Source organism: Streptomyces sp. NPDC003720, from assembly GCF_042875075.1.
In the GTDB taxonomy this organism is placed as follows: domain Bacteria; phylum Actinomycetota; class Actinomycetes; order Streptomycetales; family Streptomycetaceae; genus Streptomyces.
This window is the reverse complement of sequence record NZ_JBIANZ010000016.1, coordinates 31,270-47,877: the sequence shown is the minus strand read 5'-3', so window position 1 is coordinate 47,877 and position 16,608 is coordinate 31,270. Positions and strand designations below refer to the sequence as shown.

The 16,608-nt window shown below is 71.3% G+C and carries 16 protein-coding genes; 11 read left to right on the top strand and 5 right to left on the bottom strand.

Going from position 1 to position 16,608, the window contains the following annotated elements; genetic code table 11:
- Window positions 1–138: 138 nt before the first annotated feature.
- From ACFYU0_RS33580 to ACFYU0_RS33565, 4 genes are all read left to right on the top strand, one after another.
- Window positions 139–1,026, top strand: a complete 888-nt coding sequence (locus ACFYU0_RS33580) for an alkaline phosphatase family protein (RefSeq protein WP_351670573.1) — start codon at window positions 139–141, stop codon at window positions 1,024–1,026.
- Between the two features lie 217 nt (window positions 1,027–1,243).
- The gene (locus ACFYU0_RS33575; protein WP_389306102.1) at window positions 1,244–2,263 is read left to right on the top strand and encodes a TolB family protein; all 1,020 of its coding nucleotides are present in this window, start codon (window positions 1,244–1,246) and stop codon (window positions 2,261–2,263) included.
- Between the two features lie 236 nt (window positions 2,264–2,499).
- Window positions 2,500–3,468, top strand: a complete 969-nt coding sequence (locus tag ACFYU0_RS33570) for a DUF2637 domain-containing protein (RefSeq protein WP_389306100.1) — start codon at window positions 2,500–2,502, stop codon at window positions 3,466–3,468.
- Window positions 3,469–3,585: 117 nt separating this feature from the next.
- Complete coding sequence (locus ACFYU0_RS33565) at window positions 3,586–4,014, top strand: hypothetical protein (protein WP_351660131.1); 429 nt, start codon at window positions 3,586–3,588, stop codon at window positions 4,012–4,014.
- A gap of 19 nt (window positions 4,015–4,033) precedes the next feature.
- Here the strand turns inward: ACFYU0_RS33565 and ACFYU0_RS33560 are convergent, their stop codons facing one another.
- The gene (locus ACFYU0_RS33560) at window positions 4,034–4,819 is read right to left on the bottom strand and encodes a maleylpyruvate isomerase family mycothiol-dependent enzyme (RefSeq protein ID WP_389306098.1); all 786 of its coding nucleotides are present in this window, start codon (window positions 4,817–4,819) and stop codon (window positions 4,034–4,036) included.
- Window positions 4,820–5,034: 215 nt separating this feature from the next.
- On the opposite strand from ACFYU0_RS33560, the gene ACFYU0_RS33555 reads away from it, so the two are divergent.
- A complete protein-coding gene (locus ACFYU0_RS33555; protein WP_389306096.1) occupies window positions 5,035–5,595 on the top strand; it encodes a hypothetical protein in 561 nt (186 codons plus the stop codon).
- A gap of 89 nt (window positions 5,596–5,684) precedes the next feature.
- Here the strand turns inward: ACFYU0_RS33555 and glnA are convergent, their stop codons facing one another.
- Entirely contained in the window at window positions 5,685–7,046 is a 1,362-nt protein-coding gene (gene glnA, locus ACFYU0_RS33550) for a type I glutamate--ammonia ligase (RefSeq protein ID WP_199210301.1), read from the bottom strand.
- A 337-nt stretch (window positions 7,047–7,383) separates the two neighbouring features.
- Here glnA and ACFYU0_RS33545 point away from each other — a divergent pair, with 337 nt between their 5' ends.
- A complete protein-coding gene (locus ACFYU0_RS33545) occupies window positions 7,384–8,571 on the top strand; it encodes a globin domain-containing protein (RefSeq protein ID WP_389306093.1) in 1,188 nt (395 codons plus the stop codon).
- Between the two features lie 110 nt (window positions 8,572–8,681).
- Here ACFYU0_RS33545 and ACFYU0_RS33540 read toward each other — a convergent pair whose 3' ends face one another.
- Window positions 8,682–9,137: an Rrf2 family transcriptional regulator gene (locus ACFYU0_RS33540; protein WP_351660118.1), complete on the bottom strand. Its 456-nt coding sequence runs from the start codon at window positions 9,135–9,137 to the stop codon at window positions 8,682–8,684.
- 135 nt (window positions 9,138–9,272) lie between these two features.
- On the opposite strand from ACFYU0_RS33540, the gene ACFYU0_RS33535 reads away from it, so the two are divergent.
- The 4 genes from ACFYU0_RS33535 to ACFYU0_RS33520 all read left to right on the top strand — a co-directional run bounded on the left by ACFYU0_RS33535 (window position 9,273) and on the right by ACFYU0_RS33520 (window position 14,909).
- On the top strand, window positions 9,273–9,950 hold the full coding sequence (locus ACFYU0_RS33535; RefSeq protein WP_351660115.1) for a DUF3105 domain-containing protein: 678 nt from the start codon (window positions 9,273–9,275) through the stop codon (window positions 9,948–9,950).
- Window positions 9,947–10,579, top strand: coding sequence for a DUF305 domain-containing protein (locus ACFYU0_RS33530; RefSeq protein ID WP_351660112.1), 633 nt, complete (start codon window positions 9,947–9,949; stop codon window positions 10,577–10,579). The genes ACFYU0_RS33535 and ACFYU0_RS33530 overlap by 4 nt, the downstream gene beginning before the upstream one ends.
- A gap of 219 nt (window positions 10,580–10,798) precedes the next feature.
- Complete coding sequence (locus ACFYU0_RS33525) at window positions 10,799–12,742, top strand: S53 family peptidase (RefSeq protein ID WP_351660109.1); 1,944 nt, start codon at window positions 10,799–10,801, stop codon at window positions 12,740–12,742.
- 127 nt (window positions 12,743–12,869) lie between these two features.
- Window positions 12,870–14,909: an NAD(+) synthase gene (locus tag ACFYU0_RS33520; protein WP_389306192.1), complete on the top strand. Its 2,040-nt coding sequence runs from the start codon at window positions 12,870–12,872 to the stop codon at window positions 14,907–14,909.
- Here the strand turns inward: ACFYU0_RS33520 and ACFYU0_RS33515 are convergent.
- Window positions 14,899–15,099 carry a DUF397 domain-containing protein gene (locus ACFYU0_RS33515; RefSeq protein ID WP_351660106.1) on the bottom strand — a complete coding sequence of 67 codons (201 nt, stop codon included), beginning with the start codon at window positions 15,097–15,099 and terminating at the stop codon, window positions 14,899–14,901. The two genes, ACFYU0_RS33520 and ACFYU0_RS33515, sit on opposite strands and share 11 nt — an antisense overlap.
- A complete protein-coding gene (locus tag ACFYU0_RS33510) occupies window positions 15,071–15,934 on the bottom strand; it encodes a helix-turn-helix transcriptional regulator (protein ID WP_389306190.1) in 864 nt (287 codons plus the stop codon). The genes ACFYU0_RS33515 and ACFYU0_RS33510 overlap by 29 nt, the downstream gene beginning before the upstream one ends.
- 222 nt (window positions 15,935–16,156) lie before the next feature.
- On the opposite strand from ACFYU0_RS33510, the gene ACFYU0_RS33505 reads away from it, so the two are divergent.
- A complete protein-coding gene (locus tag ACFYU0_RS33505) occupies window positions 16,157–16,528 on the top strand; it encodes an ATP-binding protein (RefSeq protein WP_351660103.1) in 372 nt (123 codons plus the stop codon).
- Window positions 16,529–16,608 lie beyond the last annotated feature (80 nt).

The following is a 16,608-nucleotide window of genomic DNA, read 5'->3' as shown; positions in this document are numbered from 1 at the left end:
GTACCCGCTCGCGCGGGACCGGCACCCAGCAGTTCACCCGCTCTTCATCCGCGGGGTCCGGGCCCGTGGGCCACGGGGTTATTGGCGTGTGCATGCTCTGTCTGCACCGCCAGCCCCGTACCCCTCCCGGAGGTTGATGTGTCCGGCAGTCCCGTGCACCGCCGTGTCCGTACGCTCGTGGCCTCGGCGACCGCCCTCGCCGCGGCCGCCATCGGCCTGTGGACCGGGCTCGGCGGTGAGTCCGCGCACGCCGCGGGCGCCGTGCCGAGTCCGGACCACGTGGTCGTCGTGGTCTTCGAGAACCACGCCTACAGCCAGGTCATCGGCTCCTCCAGCGCCCCGTACATCAACTCGCTGAAGTCCGGCGGCGCCAACCTGAGCCAGGCGTACGCCGAGACGCACCCGAGCCAGCCCAACTACTTCGCCCTGTTCTCCGGTTCGACGCAGGGCGTCACGGACGACAGCTGCTACACCCCCGGCTTCACGTCCGCGCCGAACCTGGCCTCGGAGATGATCGCCGCCGGCCGCAGCTGGGCGAGCTACAACGAGACGCTGCCCAGCCAGGGTTCGACCACGTGCAGCAGCGGCAGCTACGCGCGCAAGCACAACCCGTGGTTCGGCTTCAGCAACGTGCCGACGTCGACGGCCAGGACCTTCGCGCAGTTCCCGGCGGACTACTCGACCCTGCCCCAGCTCTCCTTCGTCGTCCCCAACCTGTGCAGCGACATGCACGACTGCTCCGTGTCGACGGGTGACACCTGGCTCAAGAACAACCTGGGCGCGTACGCGACATGGGCCAGGACCCACAACAGCCTGCTCGTCGTCACCTTCGACGAGGACAACCGGCTCAGCGGCAACCGCATCCCGACCGTCCTGTACGGGCAGCCGGTCACCCCGGGCGCCTCGTCCTCCACCACCTACAACCACTACGACCTGCTGCGCACCCTGGAGGACACCCAGGGCCTGAGCACGCACGCGGGCAACGCGGCCTCCGCCAAGGACATCACCGGCGTCTGGGCGTCGTGACGTGCCCGTGGCGGACGGCCGCGGCGGCGTCCGCGGACGCCGCCGCGCCCCGGCCGGTGCGGAGCGGCCGCCCGGTACCGGCCGCGGCGGACGGGCGCCCCGGCCGGGTGCGCGGCCGTCCGCCGCGGCGGGCGGCCGGGTGCGCGGCGTTCCCCCCGACCCCGCGTCCCGGGCGCGCGCCCCGCGTCCCGGGCCCACCGGAAGGCACCAAGACGGCATGACCGCACGCACCCGCATCCTGATCCTGCTCACGGCCGTCGCGGTGCTGGCGGCGGTCGCGCTGACGACCGTGCTGCACGCCTCGGCGCGCGCCGACCGCCGCGACCGCCCCCAGGCCGGCGGCCCCGCGGTCGCGCCGGGTCCTGTGACACTGACCGGGCCCGGCCGGATGGTCTTCCGCAACATGGCGTGGGGCCCGCACCGCGACGAACTGGTCGCGGTCCCGGCCGCCGACCCGTCCGGGCCGCGCACCGCCTCGGGCGTCAAGTGCCTGCGCTTCCACGCCGCCGCCGGCATCGGGGTGTGCCTGCAGGCCGTGCACGGCCCGGTCTCGGACACCTACCGCGCGCTCGTCCTGGACGCGCACCTCGGGGAACGGGCGCGCTACGACGTCCCCGGCATCCCCTCCCGGGCCCGGGTCTCCCCCACCGGGCACTTCGCCGCCTGGACGGCGTTCGTGGGCGGGGACTCGTACGCGGGCACCGACTTCTCCACCCGCGCGGCCATCGCCGACACCCGTACCGGCAGGCTGATCCCGTCCCTGGAGTCGTTCCGGATCGTCAAGGACGGGCGTGCCTACCGGGTGGCCGACGTCAACTTCTGGGGCGTGACGTTCGCCGCCGACGACCGCACGTTCTACGCGACGCTGGCGACCGGCGGCAGCACCTACCTGGTGCGCGGCGATCTGCGCACCCGCACGGTCACCACCCTGCACCGCAACGTCGAGTGCCCGTCCCTCTCCCCCGACGGCACCCGCGTCGCCTACAAGAAGCGGGTCGAGGGCCTGCCCCGGGACGCCCCCTGGCGCCTGTACGTCCTCGACCTGCGCACGATGCGCGAGACGCCGCTGGCGGAGACCCGGAGTGTGGACGACCAGGCGCTGTGGCGGGACGGCCGCACGGTGGTGTACGCGCTGCCGGGCGACTACGGGGCCGACCTGTACGCGGTCCCGGCGGACGGGACCGGCACCGCCCGGCGCCTGCTGACGGCGGGCCTGTCCGCCGCTTTTCCCCGTTGAACGCCTTTTTAACGGAGTATTCGACTCTTCATCAGAAATGACGTCCCACTGCTCCGTCCGGATCAGACTCACTCGAATGCCGCGCATCCGGAGGAGGCCGGTGGCGTTAGCGGAATATGACGAACGCAAGGCGCTTGAGGGTGCTCGAAGCGGCCCAGGGGGACCTCGGCCGGCGCCGGAACGACCAGGGACGCTGCGGCTGCCACGCGGCCGGCTGACGGGGGCGGATCTCTTCCGTGAACAACGAATACGCGGATTTCTATTCGACGGCACCCCTGGAGGAGAGCTGGGACCCGGTCGAAGAACTCACTTATCTGCTGCAGGACGCGGCGAGCGCGCAGGCGGCACAGCAGACGGCCGCCGTGCCGCCGCCGCGCAGCGGGTATCCGTACGGCTCGGAGCCGGTGTACGGCGTCGCCGAGCCGGTGTACGGCTCCGGGACCGTGTACGGGGGTGAACCGACGTACGGCACCGGGACCGTCTACGGGGGTGAGCCGGCGTACCGGGGCGAACCGGCCTACGCGGCCGAACCGGTGTACGGGGTCGAATCGACGTACGGGGCCGAACCGGCCTACGGCGCCGAGCCGTCGTACGGCGCCGGCGCCGAACCGCCGTACGGGGCGGGCCCCGAGGCCCCCTACGGGGCCGAGCACGGCACCGGCGACCCGCTGGAGAACCTGGCGCGGATCGCCAGCGAACTGCCGCCCATCCGGCGCCATCCCGCCGGGCACCGGAAGGTGCGGACGCGGAAACTGCGCATCACGTGGCTGCAGACGGTCAGCTTCCTGATCGCGGCGCTCGCCGCCGTCATCGTGGCGATGGTGAGCGTCTTCGGCGGCCTGGCCGCCTACGCCCCGCTGCAGCACATCGCGGCCAGCACCCGGAGCGGCCCGCTGCACTGGTGGCCGCTGCTCGTGTACGGCCCCTGGATGGTGGCCTCGCTGTCCATCCTGCGGACCGCGCTGCACCGGCGGCGCGCCCTGCACTCCTGGTGCGTGGTGCTGCTGTTCTCCTCCGTCGCCATGACACTCTGCGTGGCCGAGGCCGAGCGGTCCTTCACCGGGGTGGCCGCGGCCGTCCTGCCGGCCCTCGCCGCCCTGACCTGCTTCCAGCAACTGGTCCGGCAGGTCACCCTGACCCGGCCGCCGCGCCAGCGCATCTCCCGCCACCGGCAGCGTCCCGCCCCGGGGGCCCGGGGCCGATGACCCGCGCGACGGGCCACCGGCGTCCGGTGGCCCGTCCGGGGCGGTCCGCCGCCCGGACGGTGGTGTGACCGGCGGTTCCGGATTGCGATCACACGGTCCCCGTGAACCATTCATTACATGATCAGACACGCGATGCGCACGCTCTGCGCCGCCGCCCTCGTGGCCGCTCCCGTCGCCCTGACCGCGACGCCCGCCCAGGCCTTGACGTCGTGCACGGTCAACGGCGTTCCCGTCTCCGGCACGACCGTCAGCGGCACCGCCGGCTCCGACTTCATCAGCTGCGGCCCCCTCGCCCCGGGCGACACCGTCAACGGCCTCGGCGGGAGCGACTACATCACCGTCAGCGGCGTCGTCGCCGGCACGGTCGACGGTGGCGCCGGCGGTGACACCGTCATGGCCAACTCCGGTACGGCGGCGGGCGGCAGGGTCCTCGGCGGCGACGGCGGCGACTCCCTCTTCGTCGGCCCGAACGCCGGGACGGTCGACGGCGGGCCCGGGGCGGACTTCTGCCGGGTCGCCTCCGGCAACCCGCCCGTCAACTGCTGAGCTCCCGTCGGGGAGTTGCCTAGTCCTCCGGCTCCCAGGCCCGGAGCAGGGCGAGGAGTCCGGCGTCCCCGTCGATCCGCACGGAGTCCGCGGGGACCCGGTCGTAGAGGAAGAGGACCAGTTCCCCGGCCGTGCCCCGGACGGAGACGCCGGTCTCGTCCGGGCCCTCGCCGGTGGCGGGCAGACGGGCGAACCGCGCGCCGTCGCCGTCGACCGTGAGGCGCCAGGAGCGGCCCTCGGTGGCGTGGAAGTCGAACGCGGTGGGCTTGTGCGGCCAGGCGCTGGTCGTCGCGCAGCAGGTGGACAGGAACTCCTCGACGCCGTCGAGTCCCACCTCGTCCGGCAGCGGCCGCGGGGCGCCCAGGGTGAGCTGGGCGTCGTAGGTGTGCACGGCGCTCTCCTGGACCCGGTGCCGGGCGACGCCACCGGAGGTCCGCGGCGACTGCGACGCGCCCCACCAGGTCCAGCAGCCGCGGTCGGGGCCCGCCGCGCGCAGCGCGTCCAGCAGCAGCCCCGTCGACTCGGCCAGCCAGGCCACGAGGGCCTCGCGCTCGCGCGGCGCGGTCACGGAGGCGCGCGCGGCGACCGCCTCGGCCGACGGGACCTCGGCGGGCCCCGCGCCCACGACACCGGCCCAGAAGCGGTCTCCCCCGCCCAGGTGCTCGGCCAGCTCGAACAGCGTCCAGTCGGGGCAGGTGACCACCCGCGCGTCGAGACCGGGCGCGGAGGCGACGGCATCCCGGAAGGCGCCGGACCGCTCGTCGATCAGCCGCAGCAGACCGGAGAACTCCAGATTGTTTTCCACTGCGGCTGTCTATCACCGGCCCCCTGAGCCGGGACAGCGCTTTTCCCCGCCGCGAGGGGCGAGCGCCCCGCCCGGCCGGGCGGCCACGCTCGACGACCCTGACGACATCCTGGTCCAGCCACCACCGGACGAAGTGGCGACGTGAAGCCCCCGAACGCTCAAGTTCCCCTCAGGGAACGGATCTTGCACTTGCCGCGCACAAACGATCAAGCCTAGTGTCCACGTGTCGGTACGGCGATCCTGCCGACGTCGGAAACCGGCCGGAAGCACTGGGAATCCACGTCATGACCTGTTCGAGCCCGCGGACGGCCCGGCTGGCCGGCTGCTGCGTCCTGGTGTCGGCGTTCCTGCTCACCTCGTGCACGACGTCCGGCAGTGACGGGGGCGGTGCGCATTCCTCACCGCCGCCTGCACCGAGTTCCACCCGACCGGCGACGGCTCGGCCGGAGAAGAACCTCGGCGAGCAGGCCCGGGCGGCCCTTGCCGCCGCCCGCGGCGGAACGCCGGTCGAGGCGGGCGCGGAACGCGTGACAGACGGTATTCACAGCGAACCCACCCTGACCAGGGGCAGGACCTACCGGATCAGCCTCGCGTGCGCCGGCAGGGGGGCCGCGGAGCTGACCTTCGTGCCCGCGAACGCCGGCACGAAGACCACGGTGCCGTGCGACAGGTCAGTGGTCCAGCAGCGGATCACCGCGAAAGCGCCGGTCCACGTCGACGTCGACGGCACCAGAGGATCGACCGGCGTGATCGCCTGGCAGATCAGCCCTCTGTAACCCGATCGCCGGCCGAGACGCCGTGTGGCCGGCCGCCACAGGCGGCCGGCCACACGGGACGGTCCAGGCTCGACACCGCTGACCGGCGCCTACAGCACCGGCAGGTTCTTCCGCAGCTCGAAGGCGGTGACCTCGGACCGGTACTCCTCCCACTCCGACTTCTTGTTGCGCAGGAAGAAGTCGAAGACGTGCTCGCCGAGGGTCTCGGCGACCAGGTCGCTGCTTTCCATGAGGGTCAGGGCCTCGCCGAGGTTCTGCGGGAGGGGCTCGATGCCCATCGCGCGGCGCTCGGCGTTGGACAGGGCCCAGACGTCGTCCTCGGCGCCGGGCGGGAGCTCGTAGCCCTCCTCGATGCCCTTCAGGCCCGCAGCCAGGAGGACGGCGTACGCCAGGTACGGGTTGGTGCCGGAGTCGAGGGAGCGGACCTCGACGCGCGCGGAGCCGGTCTTGCCGGGCTTGTACATGGGGACGCGGACCAGCGCGGAGCGGTTGTTGTGGCCCCAGCAGATGTACGAGGGGGCTTCCCCGCCCGCGCCCGCCGTGCGCTCGGAGCCGCCCCAGATCCGCTTGTAGGAGTTCACCCACTGGTTGGTGACCGCGGAGATCTCCGCGGCGTGCCTGAGCAGGCCCGCGATGAAGGAGCGGCCGACCTTGGAGAGCTGGTACTCGGCGCCCGACTCGTAGAACGCGTTGCGGTCGCCCTCGAAGAGGGACAGGTGGGTGTGCATGCCGGAGCCGGGGAACTCCGAGAACGGCTTCGGCATGAAGGTCGCCTGGACGCCCTGCTCCAGCGCCACCTGCTTCATGACCAGGCGGAACGTCATGATGTTGTCCGCCGTGGACAGCGCGTCGGCGTAGCGCAGGTCGATCTCCTGCTGGCCGGGGGCGCCCTCGTGGTGGGAGAACTCCACCGAGATGCCCATCGACTCCAGCATGGTGATCGCCTGCCGGCGGAAGTCCATGCCCACGTTCTGCGGGGTGTGGTCGAAGTAGCCCGAGTTGTCGGCCGGGGTCGGGCGGGAGCCGTCGACGGGCTTGTCCTTGAGCAGGTAGAACTCGATCTCGGGGTGGGTGTAGAAGGTGAAGCCCAGGTCGGAGGTCTTGGCCAGGGCCCGCTTGAGGACGTAGCGCGGGTCGGCGAAGGACGGGGAGCCGTCGGGCATCAGGATGTCGCAGAACATGCGGGCGGTGCCGGGGGCCTCGGCGCGCCAGGGCAGGATCTGGAAGGTGGAGGGGTCCGGCTTGGCGATCATGTCGGACTCGTAGACCCGGGCGAAGCCCTCGATGGCGGAGCCGTCGAAGCCGATGCCCTCGTCGAAGGCCTGCTCCAGCTCGGCCGGTGCAACGGCCACGGACTTGAGGAAGCCCAGCACGTCCGTGAACCACAGGCGTACGAACCGGATGTCGCGCTCCTCCAACGTCCGGAGCACGAACTCCTGCTGCTTGTCCATCTTCCGCTTCCCCATCCTTGCTGGTCAGGCCGCCCGGTTTCCCACATCGCGGGGGCAGGCGGTCGGGCACCTGAGCATCACACCACAACACCGTTTCACGTGCGTTGCGGACCTTGATCACCCGGGCGTCCTCGGCCTGAACGCCTCACATACGGCAGGTGTACCGCTCTGCCGCCCATCTTGCCTGTCCGGGGCGGCATCCGTAATGGCCGGTCCGCTTCGGGCGTGACCGACACCACCACTCTTAAATTTGCATCTCAGATGCAAGTTTCTCTACCGTTCTGATCAGCCGAGCGATCGAGCGAGTCGAAGCGATCGAGCCCATCGAGGAGTCCTGATGCTGTCCGAGCAGTCAGCAGCCACCGTCCGCGCCACCCTGCCCGCCGTCGGCGCGGCCATCGGCGAGATCACCGAGCGCTTCTACGCCCGGCTGTTCGAGGCCCACCCGGACCTGCTGCGGGATCTGTTCAACCGCGGCAACCAGGCCGCCGGCGTCCAGAAGCAGGCCCTGGCCGGCTCCATCGCCGCCTTCGCCACGCACCTGGTGAATAACCCCGAGCAGCGGCCCGACGCGATGCTCGAGCGCATCGCCCACAAGCACGCCTCGCTGGGCATCGTGCCCGAGCAGTACCCGGTCGTCCACGAGCACCTGTTCGCCGCCATCGCCGAGATCCTGGGCGACGCGGTCACCCCCGAGGTCGCCGCCGCCTGGACCGACGTCTACTGGCTGATGGCGAACGCCCTCATCGCCATCGAGAAGCGGCTGTACGCGCAGAGCGAGCAGCGGGGCTGGCGCGAGTGGCGGGTGGTCGAGCGGACCGACGAGACCGCCGACGTCGCGAGCTTCACGCTCCGCCCGGTGGACGACGGCCCGGTGCCCGGCTACCGCGCCGGCCAGTACGTCTCGGTCGGCGTCACCCTCGCGGACGGCGCCCGGCAGATCCGCCAGTACAGCCTGACCGCGGCCCCCGGCTCGCCGGAGCGGCGGTTCGCCGTGAAGCGGGTGGCCGGCGCCGGCGCCGCGCCCGACGGCGAGGTCTCCGACCACCTGCACGCCCACGTGCGCGAAGGTGACGTGCTGCAGCTCTCCGCGCCCTACGGCGACCTGGTCCTGGAGGACACCGAGGCGCCGCTGCTGCTCGCCTCGGCCGGCATCGGCGTCACCCCGATGATCGCCATGCTGGAGCAGCTCGCCCTCACCGGTCACCCTGCCCCGGTGACCGTGGTGCACGCCGACCGCTCCCCCGCCGCGCACGCCCTGCGCTCCGACCACGAGGCGTACACGTCGAAGCTGCCGGACGCGAGGCCCTTCTTCTTCTACGAGGAGGACGCCGAGGGCGCCGGGCGGCCCGGCCTGGCCGACCTGACGGACGTCGACGTCCCGGCGGGCACGCACGCCTACCTCTGCGGTCCGCTGCCCTTCATGCGCGCGGTGCGCGCCCAGCTCATCGAGAAGGGCGTGGCCCCCGCCGACATCCACTACGAGGTGTTCGGCCCGGACCTCTGGCTCGCCAAGGCGGCCTGACCCGGACGTGCGCGAAGGGCGCCTCGCGGGACCTCACCGGTCCCCCGAGGCGCCCTTCGGCGTCACCGGGTGCGTCCCCCGCCCCCCTGCCGAAGTCGGGGACCGCTCGATCACCGGCGCTGCGGCGCCCGGCCGATCTCCAGCAGCAGCGGAGCCGTCGGGTCCACGACGATGTCCTGCACCGTCACCGGGTCCAGCGCCGCGTAGAACGCCTCCTGGGCCTGGCGCAGGGCGCCCCGCAGCCGGCAGCCCGAGTTCAGCGGGCAGGGTGTGACGCCCTGGCCGGCGCCCTCGCAGTCGACGACGTCCGCGTCGCCCTCGAAGGCGCGTACCACGGCGCCCACCGACGCCGTGCGCCCCTTCTCGGTCAGGCTCAGGCCGCCGCCCCGGCCGCGGCGGGCGTCGACCAGTCCCATGTGCTGGAGTTCGGCGACGACCTTGGCGGCGTGCGTGTAGGGGACGTCCATGTCCCCCGCGACCTGCCGGGTCGTGGGACTGGTCGGGTCGGGGACGGTGAGTCGCATGAGGACCCGCAGGGCCAGGTCGGTGGAGCGCAGCAGCCGCATACCACGAGGGTAGGTAATGCGCATCGCACGTTCAAATTACCCGGTCCCGTGCCCTCGCTGGGGAACGGCCGCCCGGGCGCACTACGATCGGCGAGCCGCAACGTCCACGCCTCTTTCCCCAGAAGGACACGTCTCATGGGTTCCGCGAAGAACAGCAGCGCCGCCGCGCGCAAGGCACGCGTCGAGGAGATGCGGCGCGCCGAGCGCGTCCGCGCGCGCCGCAACCGGGTGCTCACCGTCGCCGCCAGCGTGGTGGTCGTCGCCGGCCTCGCCGTCGGCGGTGTGGTGCTGGTGAACTCGCAGTCCGGCAAGAAGGACTCGGCCGCGAGCGGCGACGCCAAGAACGCCGGCGACTCGGGGCACTTCACCACCGGCGCGGACGGGGTGCGGACCTGGTCCGGGAAGCTGTCGCGGACCCATGTCACCAGCAAGGTGTCGTACCCGATGCACCCGCCGGTCGGCGGCAACCACAACCCGGTGTGGCTCAACTGCAACGGCGACGTCTACACCGACCCGGTGCAGGACGAGAACGCCGTGCACGCGCTGGAGCACGGCGCGGTCTGGGTGACGTACACCGGCAAGGCCGCCAAGGCGGACGTCGACGCGCTCGCGGCGAAGGTGAAGAAGACGCCGTACTCGCTGATGAGCCCGTACGAGAACCAGGCCGCCCCGATCATCCTGTCCGCCTGGGGCCACCAGGTGACCGTGAAGAGCGCGAGCGACCCGGAGGTGGACAAGTTCTTCGCCGCCTACGTGCAGGGCAAGCAGACGCCCGAGCCGGGCGCCTCCTGCACCGGCGGGGCGATGAAGTGAGGCGGCAGCACGTCGGCTGGGCGGCGGGCGCGGCCGCGGCGGTGCTCGTCGCGGCCGGGGCGATCACCTACGCGGTGGCCGAGGACGCCGGCGGGACGGACCCGGCGACGCCGGCGGCCGACTCCGCCGACGCCGGGTTCGCGCGGGACATGGCCGTCCACCACCAGCAGGCCGTCGAGATGTCGTACATCGTGCGGGACCGCACGAAGAACGAGGAGGTGCGCCGCCTCGCCTACGACATCGCGCAGACGCAGGCCAACCAGCGCGGCATGCTGCTGGGCTGGCTGGACCTGTGGGGGCTGCCGAAGGTCTCCGCCGACCCGCCGATGACCTGGATGGGCATGGGGGACATGCCCGCCGGCAAGGACGGGGCGCTGATGCCGGGGATGGCGACCGACTCCGAGATGAAGAAGCTCGGCACGCTCAACGGCAAGCAGGCGGAGGTCCTCTACCTCCAGCTCATGACGGACCATCACAAGGGCGGCGTCCACATGGCGCAGGGCTGTGCCGCCAAGTGCACGGTAGGGGTGGAGAAGCGGCTGGCCCAGGGCATGGTCGAGGCCCAGCAGTCGGAGATCGAGCTGATGGCCGGAATGCTCAAGGAGCGTGGCGCGCAGCCCCGTTCATAGCATCACCATCCGGGCTCTCATCCTAAAAACCTCAAATCGCCTTGAATGAAGGTTCTTTGAGCTTCTCTTGACCTTCGCGTTCCCCTGGCATGAACGGTTCATCGCAAGAGTGGCCATCGTCGTGTGATCCATTCGCCGGTCCGAACCGCCGCGGGCCGGTGCGTTCCTCCACGACGTACCAGCCACTACGTGCATGCGAACCGCATCGCAGGGGGTTCTATGAGATCCAACCGCGCCAAGGTGCGCGCCGGCGTGAGCATGGCAGCGACGCTGCCGATGATCGCCGGCGCGCTGGCGCTGGGCATACCCACGGCGCACGCCGCGGACGGCCCGGCCCGTGACGCGCTGAAGGGCACCCGGCCCGCTTGGGCCACCGCCAAGGCGGACAAGGGCGCCACGTCGAACAACGCCCAGGTCAAGGCCCGGGTCTATCTGGCGGGACGGGACGCGGCCGGTCTCTCGGCCTACGCCAAGGCCGTGTCGGACCCGAACTCGCCGCTGTACGGCAAGTTCCTGAGCGCCAAGAAGGCGCAGGCCCGCTTCGGGGCCACCAAGGCCCAGGTGGCCGCCGTCAAGACCTGGCTGAAGTCGGCCGGCCTGACGGTCACCGAGGTCACCTCGCACTACGTCGCCGTCTCCGGTGACGTGGCCGCCGCCGAGAAGGCGTTCGGCACCCAGTTCCACAACTTCGCCAAGGGCTCGAAGACCTACCGCGCCCCGGCGAAGACCGCGTCCGCGCCGGCCGGCCTGAAGGGCGCCGTCCTGACCGTCACCGGTCTGGACAACGCCCCGCACAAGGCGCACCACAAGGACCAGCTCCCGCCGCCGGACGCCGTGTTCAAGAACTCCGGGCCGTTCTCCTCGTACTACGGCTCGAAGACCGCGAGCACGCTGCCGGACGCGTACGGCGGCAAGGTCCCGTACGCGATCAAGGGTTACACCGGCAAGCAGCTGCGCGCCGCCTACGGCGCCGGCACGTACACCGGCAAGCACGTGCGCATCGCCATCACGGACGCGTACGCCTCGCCGACCATCGCCTTCGACGCGGGCAAGTACGCGGTGAAGAACGGTGACGCGGCCTGGAACACCAGTCAGCTCCACCAGGTGCTGCCGAAGAACTACACGAAGACCGAGGAGTGCGGCGCGGCCGGCTGGTACGGCGAGGAGACCCTCGACGTCGAGGCCGTGCACGCGGTCGCGCCGGCCGCCGACGTCACGTACGTGGGCGCCGCGTCCTGCTACGACGACGACCTGCTGGACTCGCTCAGCAAGATCGTCGACGGTCACCTGGCCGACATCGTCTCCAACTCGTGGGGCGACGTCGAGGCCAACCAGACGCCGGACCTCCTGGCCGCCTACGACCAGGTCTTCCAGCTCGGCGCGGTACAGGGCATCGGCTTCTACTTCTCCTCCGGTGACAACGGCGACGAGGTCGCCAACACCGGCGTGAAGCAGGTCGACACCCCGGCCAACTCCTCGTGGGTGACCGCGGTCGGCGGCACCTCGCTGGCCGTCGGCAAGGGCGACAAGTACCAGTGGGAGACCGGCTGGGGCACCGAGAAGGCGTCCCTGTCGGCCGACGGCAAGAGCTGGACGGGCTTCCCGGGCGCCTACACCTCGGGCGCGGGCGGCGGCACCAGCAAGACCGTGCCGCAGCCGTACTACCAGAAGAACGTCGTCCCGAAGGCGCTCGCCACGGCCAACAACGCCGCCGGCAACCGCGTCGTCCCGGACATCGCGGCCATCGCCGACCCGAACACCGGCTTCCTGGTCGGCCAGACCCAGACCTTCCCCGACGGATCCGAGCAGTACAGCGAGTACCGCATCGGCGGCACCTCGCTGGCCGCCCCGGTGATCGCGGCGGTCCAGGCCCTGGCCCAGGAGGCGAGCGGCGGCAAGGCGCTCGGCTTCGCCAACCCGGCGATCTATGCGAAGTACGGCAAGACCGGCGTGTTCCACGACGTCACGGACAACCCGACGGGCTCCGGCCTGGCGGTCGCCCGGATCGACTTCGTGAACGGCTTCGACGCCGCCGACGGCCTCGCGACCTCGGTCCGCAGCCTCGGCAAGGACAGCTCGCTGTCCGCGGTGAAGGGCTACGACGACGTCACCGGCGTGGGCTCGCCCGCGAACGGCTACGTCCAGTCGTACCGGCGTCACTGATCCGCTGACCCGGTAGGAGGGGCGTGGGGTGCGTGCACCCCGCGCCCCTTCGTCGTCCGTGGGCGCGGCGCACACCCCCGCACCCCCATCGTGTCGCTCTGACGATTACACTGGGCCCGTGCCTGCGATGAACTTCTGGTCGATCTATCAGCACGGCTTCGCACGGGTCGCCGCGTGTACGGGTCACACCGTCATCGCCGACCCGTACGCCAACGCCGAAGCGGTCCTGCGTCACGCGCGCCGGTGCGCCGAGGAGGGCGTCGCGGTCGCCGTCTTCCCGGAGATGGTGCTGTGCGGCTACTCCATCGAGGACCTGCTGCTCCAGGACGCGCTGCTCGACGAGGTCGAGACGGCGCTCCAGGACGTGGTGGCGGGGTCGGCGGAGCTGCTGCCGGTCCTGGTCGTCGGAGCCCCGCTGCGCCACCGCAACCGGGTCTACAACTGCGCGGTGATCGTGCACCGCGGCCGCGTCCTCGGTGTCGTGCCGAAGTCGTACCCGCCGAACTACCGCGAGTTCTACGAGCGCCGGCAGATCGGCGACGGCGCCGACGAGCGCGGCGGGTCGATCCGCCTCGGCGGCGAGAGCGTGCCGTTCGGCGTGGACCTGCTGTTCGCGGCCGGGGACGTGCCCGGTCTCGTGCTGCACGCGGAGATCTGCGAGGACATGTGGGTGCCGGTGCCGCCCAGCGCGGAGGCGGCCCTCGCCGGCGCGACCGTCCTGGTCAACCTCTCGGGCAGCCCCATCACGGTCGGCCGGGCCGAGGACCGCAAGCTGCTGTGCCGCTCGGCGTCCTCCCGCTGCCTCGCCGCGTACGTCTACGCGGCGGCCGGTCTCGGCGAGTCGACCACCGACCTGTCCTGGGACGGCCAGGCGATGGTCTACGAGAACGGCGTGCTGCTGGCCGAGACCGAGCGCTTCCCGCTCGGCGACAGCTACGCGGTGGCCGACGTGGACCTCGACCTGCTGCGGCAGGAGCGGCAGCGGATGGGCACGTTCGACGACAACCGCCGTACCCACAAGGCCCGCACCGACGACTTCCGCACCATCGCCTTCGAACTCGAGGCGCCCCTCACCGACCTGGGCCTGCGCCGCCGCCTGGAGCGCTTCCCGTTCGTGCCGTCCGACGCCGACCGCCTCGCCCAGGACTGCTACGAGGCGTACAACATCCAGGTGGAGGGCCTTCAGCAGCGGCTGGGGGCGATCGGCGGCCCGAAGGTGGTCATCGGGGTGTCCGGCGGCCTGGACTCCACGCACGCGCTGATCGTCGCCGCCCGCGCGATGGACCGCGCGGGCCGCCCGCGCAGCGACATCCTGGCCTGGACCCTGCCCGGCTTCGCCACCAGCGACCACACCAAGGACAACGCCCACAAGCTGATGGAATCGCTCGGGGTCACCGCCGCCGAGCTCGACATCACGCCGACCGCGCGGCTGATGCTGCAGGAGATGGGCCACCCGTTCGCCTCCGGCGAGCCGGTGTACGACGTCACCTTCGAGAACGTGCAGGCGGGCCTGCGCACCGACTACCTCTTCCGGCTGGCCAACCAGCGCGGCGGCATCGTGCTCGGCACCGGTGACCTCTCCGAGCTGGCGCTCGGCTGGTCCACGTACGGCGTCGGCGACCAGATGAGCCACTACAACGTCAACTCCGGCGTGCCGAAGACGCTGATCCAGCACCTGATCCGCTGGGTCATCAGCAGCGGGCAGTTCGGCGAGGAGACCGGCCGGACGCTCGCCGCGATCCTCGACACCGAGATCAGCCCGGAGCTGGTCCCGGGCGAGGAGATGCAGTCGACGGAGTCGAAGATCGGCCCGTACGCGCTGCACGACTTCACGCTCTTCCACGTGCTGCGCTACGGCTTCCGGCCGTCGAAGATCGCCTTCCTGGCCTGGCACGCCTGGCACGACCCGGACGCCGGCGACTGGCCGCCGAACTTCCCCGAGGCCAAGCGGGTGGCGTACGACCTGCCGGAGATCCGGCGCTGGCTCGAGGTCTTCTGCCGCCGCTTCTTCGCCTTCGCGCAGTTCAAGCGCTCGGCCATGCCGAACGGGCCCAAGGTCTCCGCCGGCGGCTCGCTCTCCCCGCGCGGCGACTGGCGCGCTCCGTCCGACGGCAACGCGCGCGTGTGGCTGCGGGATCTGGCCCGCTTCGACGACCCTACGACTTGAGCGCGTCCACGAAGGGAGCCCAGGCGGCCGCGCCGAGCAGGACGGCGGGGCCGTCCGGGACCTTGGAGTCACGGACGGGGACGAGGCCGGGGAGGTTCCGGGCGACTTCCAGGCAGTTGCCGCCGTCTTCGTTGCTGTAGCTGCTCTTGAACCAGAGAGCGTCACTCAAATCGGTCCGGGTGCTTGCCATTTCGGTAATCCTCTGCCGCTGCCTTGATCATGGCGAGGGACGCGTCTGGTGACAGCGCTACGGCCCTGAGCCGATCGTATGCCTTGCGGTACCGCTCCACGAGGGCCGGATCATCGATGGTGTCCCCACTGTACGAAGCCTCGGTGTACACCAGTGGTGGGGCATCGGGAAACGTCATGGCCAGGATGGATGCGGCCATCAGGGGATACGACCTCTGCTTCCGCGGAATGATCTGCGGAGTGATCCGGCGCCGGTCCGCCAACTCCGCGATGCGGTCAAGCTGCGCGGTCATGTCCTGGGCTGCCAGGAGTGGTTCGGTGATCACCGACTCATGCAGGATCACCCAGTACTCCGGGGTGTGATGGTCCGCCTCGAAAAGGTCGGCGCGCGCCTTCCGGGCGCTGACCTTCTCCTCCACCTCAGCCTCGGACGACAGTGGGAGGCCCGCCAGGATGACGGCCCGCGCGTAGGCCGGAGTCTGGAGCAGCCCAGGAAAGAGCGTCGGGCACCATTCCTCGATGGTCAGGGCATACTTCTCCGCCTCCAAAACTTTCTCGAAATAGGCGGGATGCCCAGCCCGCCGCGCCCTCCGCACATCCTCGCAACGCCGCTCGAAGAACCCGTCGGTGCCCAGCACCCGGTCCGCATGCCGGGCCAGGTCCATCGGCATGCGTCGTTCACCGCGCTCGATGTCGCTCAGATACGTCTTGCCGTAGAAGCTGCCCTCAAGGAACGCTTCCAGCGACAGCCCCGCGGCCTCCCGCTGCCACCTCAACTCCTTGCCGTAGAAGTCCGGGACGCTGACCGAACCGTCGATGTCCTTGCGTCGGACCACGTGCTCACCGCCGTAGCTCACCTTGCCGTTTCCGCTGCTCGCGTCGCGGACGCGAGACCTCTTCCACGGTAGCGAGCCGGGCGACACTCTGTGAGGTGTTCGTAACTCACCGCACAGAAGGCCGGAGCCCCCCATGCCCGACCACTCCCCCACCGCCCACGACGTCACCCTCTGCGCGGAGAACCTGCGCGCCCTCGCCCCGCACGGGACGGCGGCGGAGCGGTGACCTTCGAACTCGACCTGCTCGCCACGCCGAAGGCCGTACCGGACCTGCGCCACCGCCTGCGCGACCTCGACCACGAAGTGCAGCTCTGTGCCACGGAGTTGCTGACGAACGTCATCGACCACCTCGGTGCGGGCACTCCGGTCACGGTCCGGGTGACCGGCACGCTCCACGGCCACACGCGCGTCGAGGTCACGGACCCCGCCGCGCACGCCCTCCCCGTCCTGCGGCCGGCCACCGACACCGCCGAGTCCGGCCGGGGCCTGGTCCTGGTCGAGGCCCTCGCCCGGCGCTGGGGCGTCGACCAGGGCCCGGGCCACAAGACGGTCTGGTGCGAGCTACCGGGAGACCGCGGAGTTCGTGCGCGTTGAGGACGCGCGTCGGAGGGCGGCCCGTGAGGCCGGATGGGATGGTGCGCGGAACTGTGGCCTCCACCATGGCGGAGATGGTC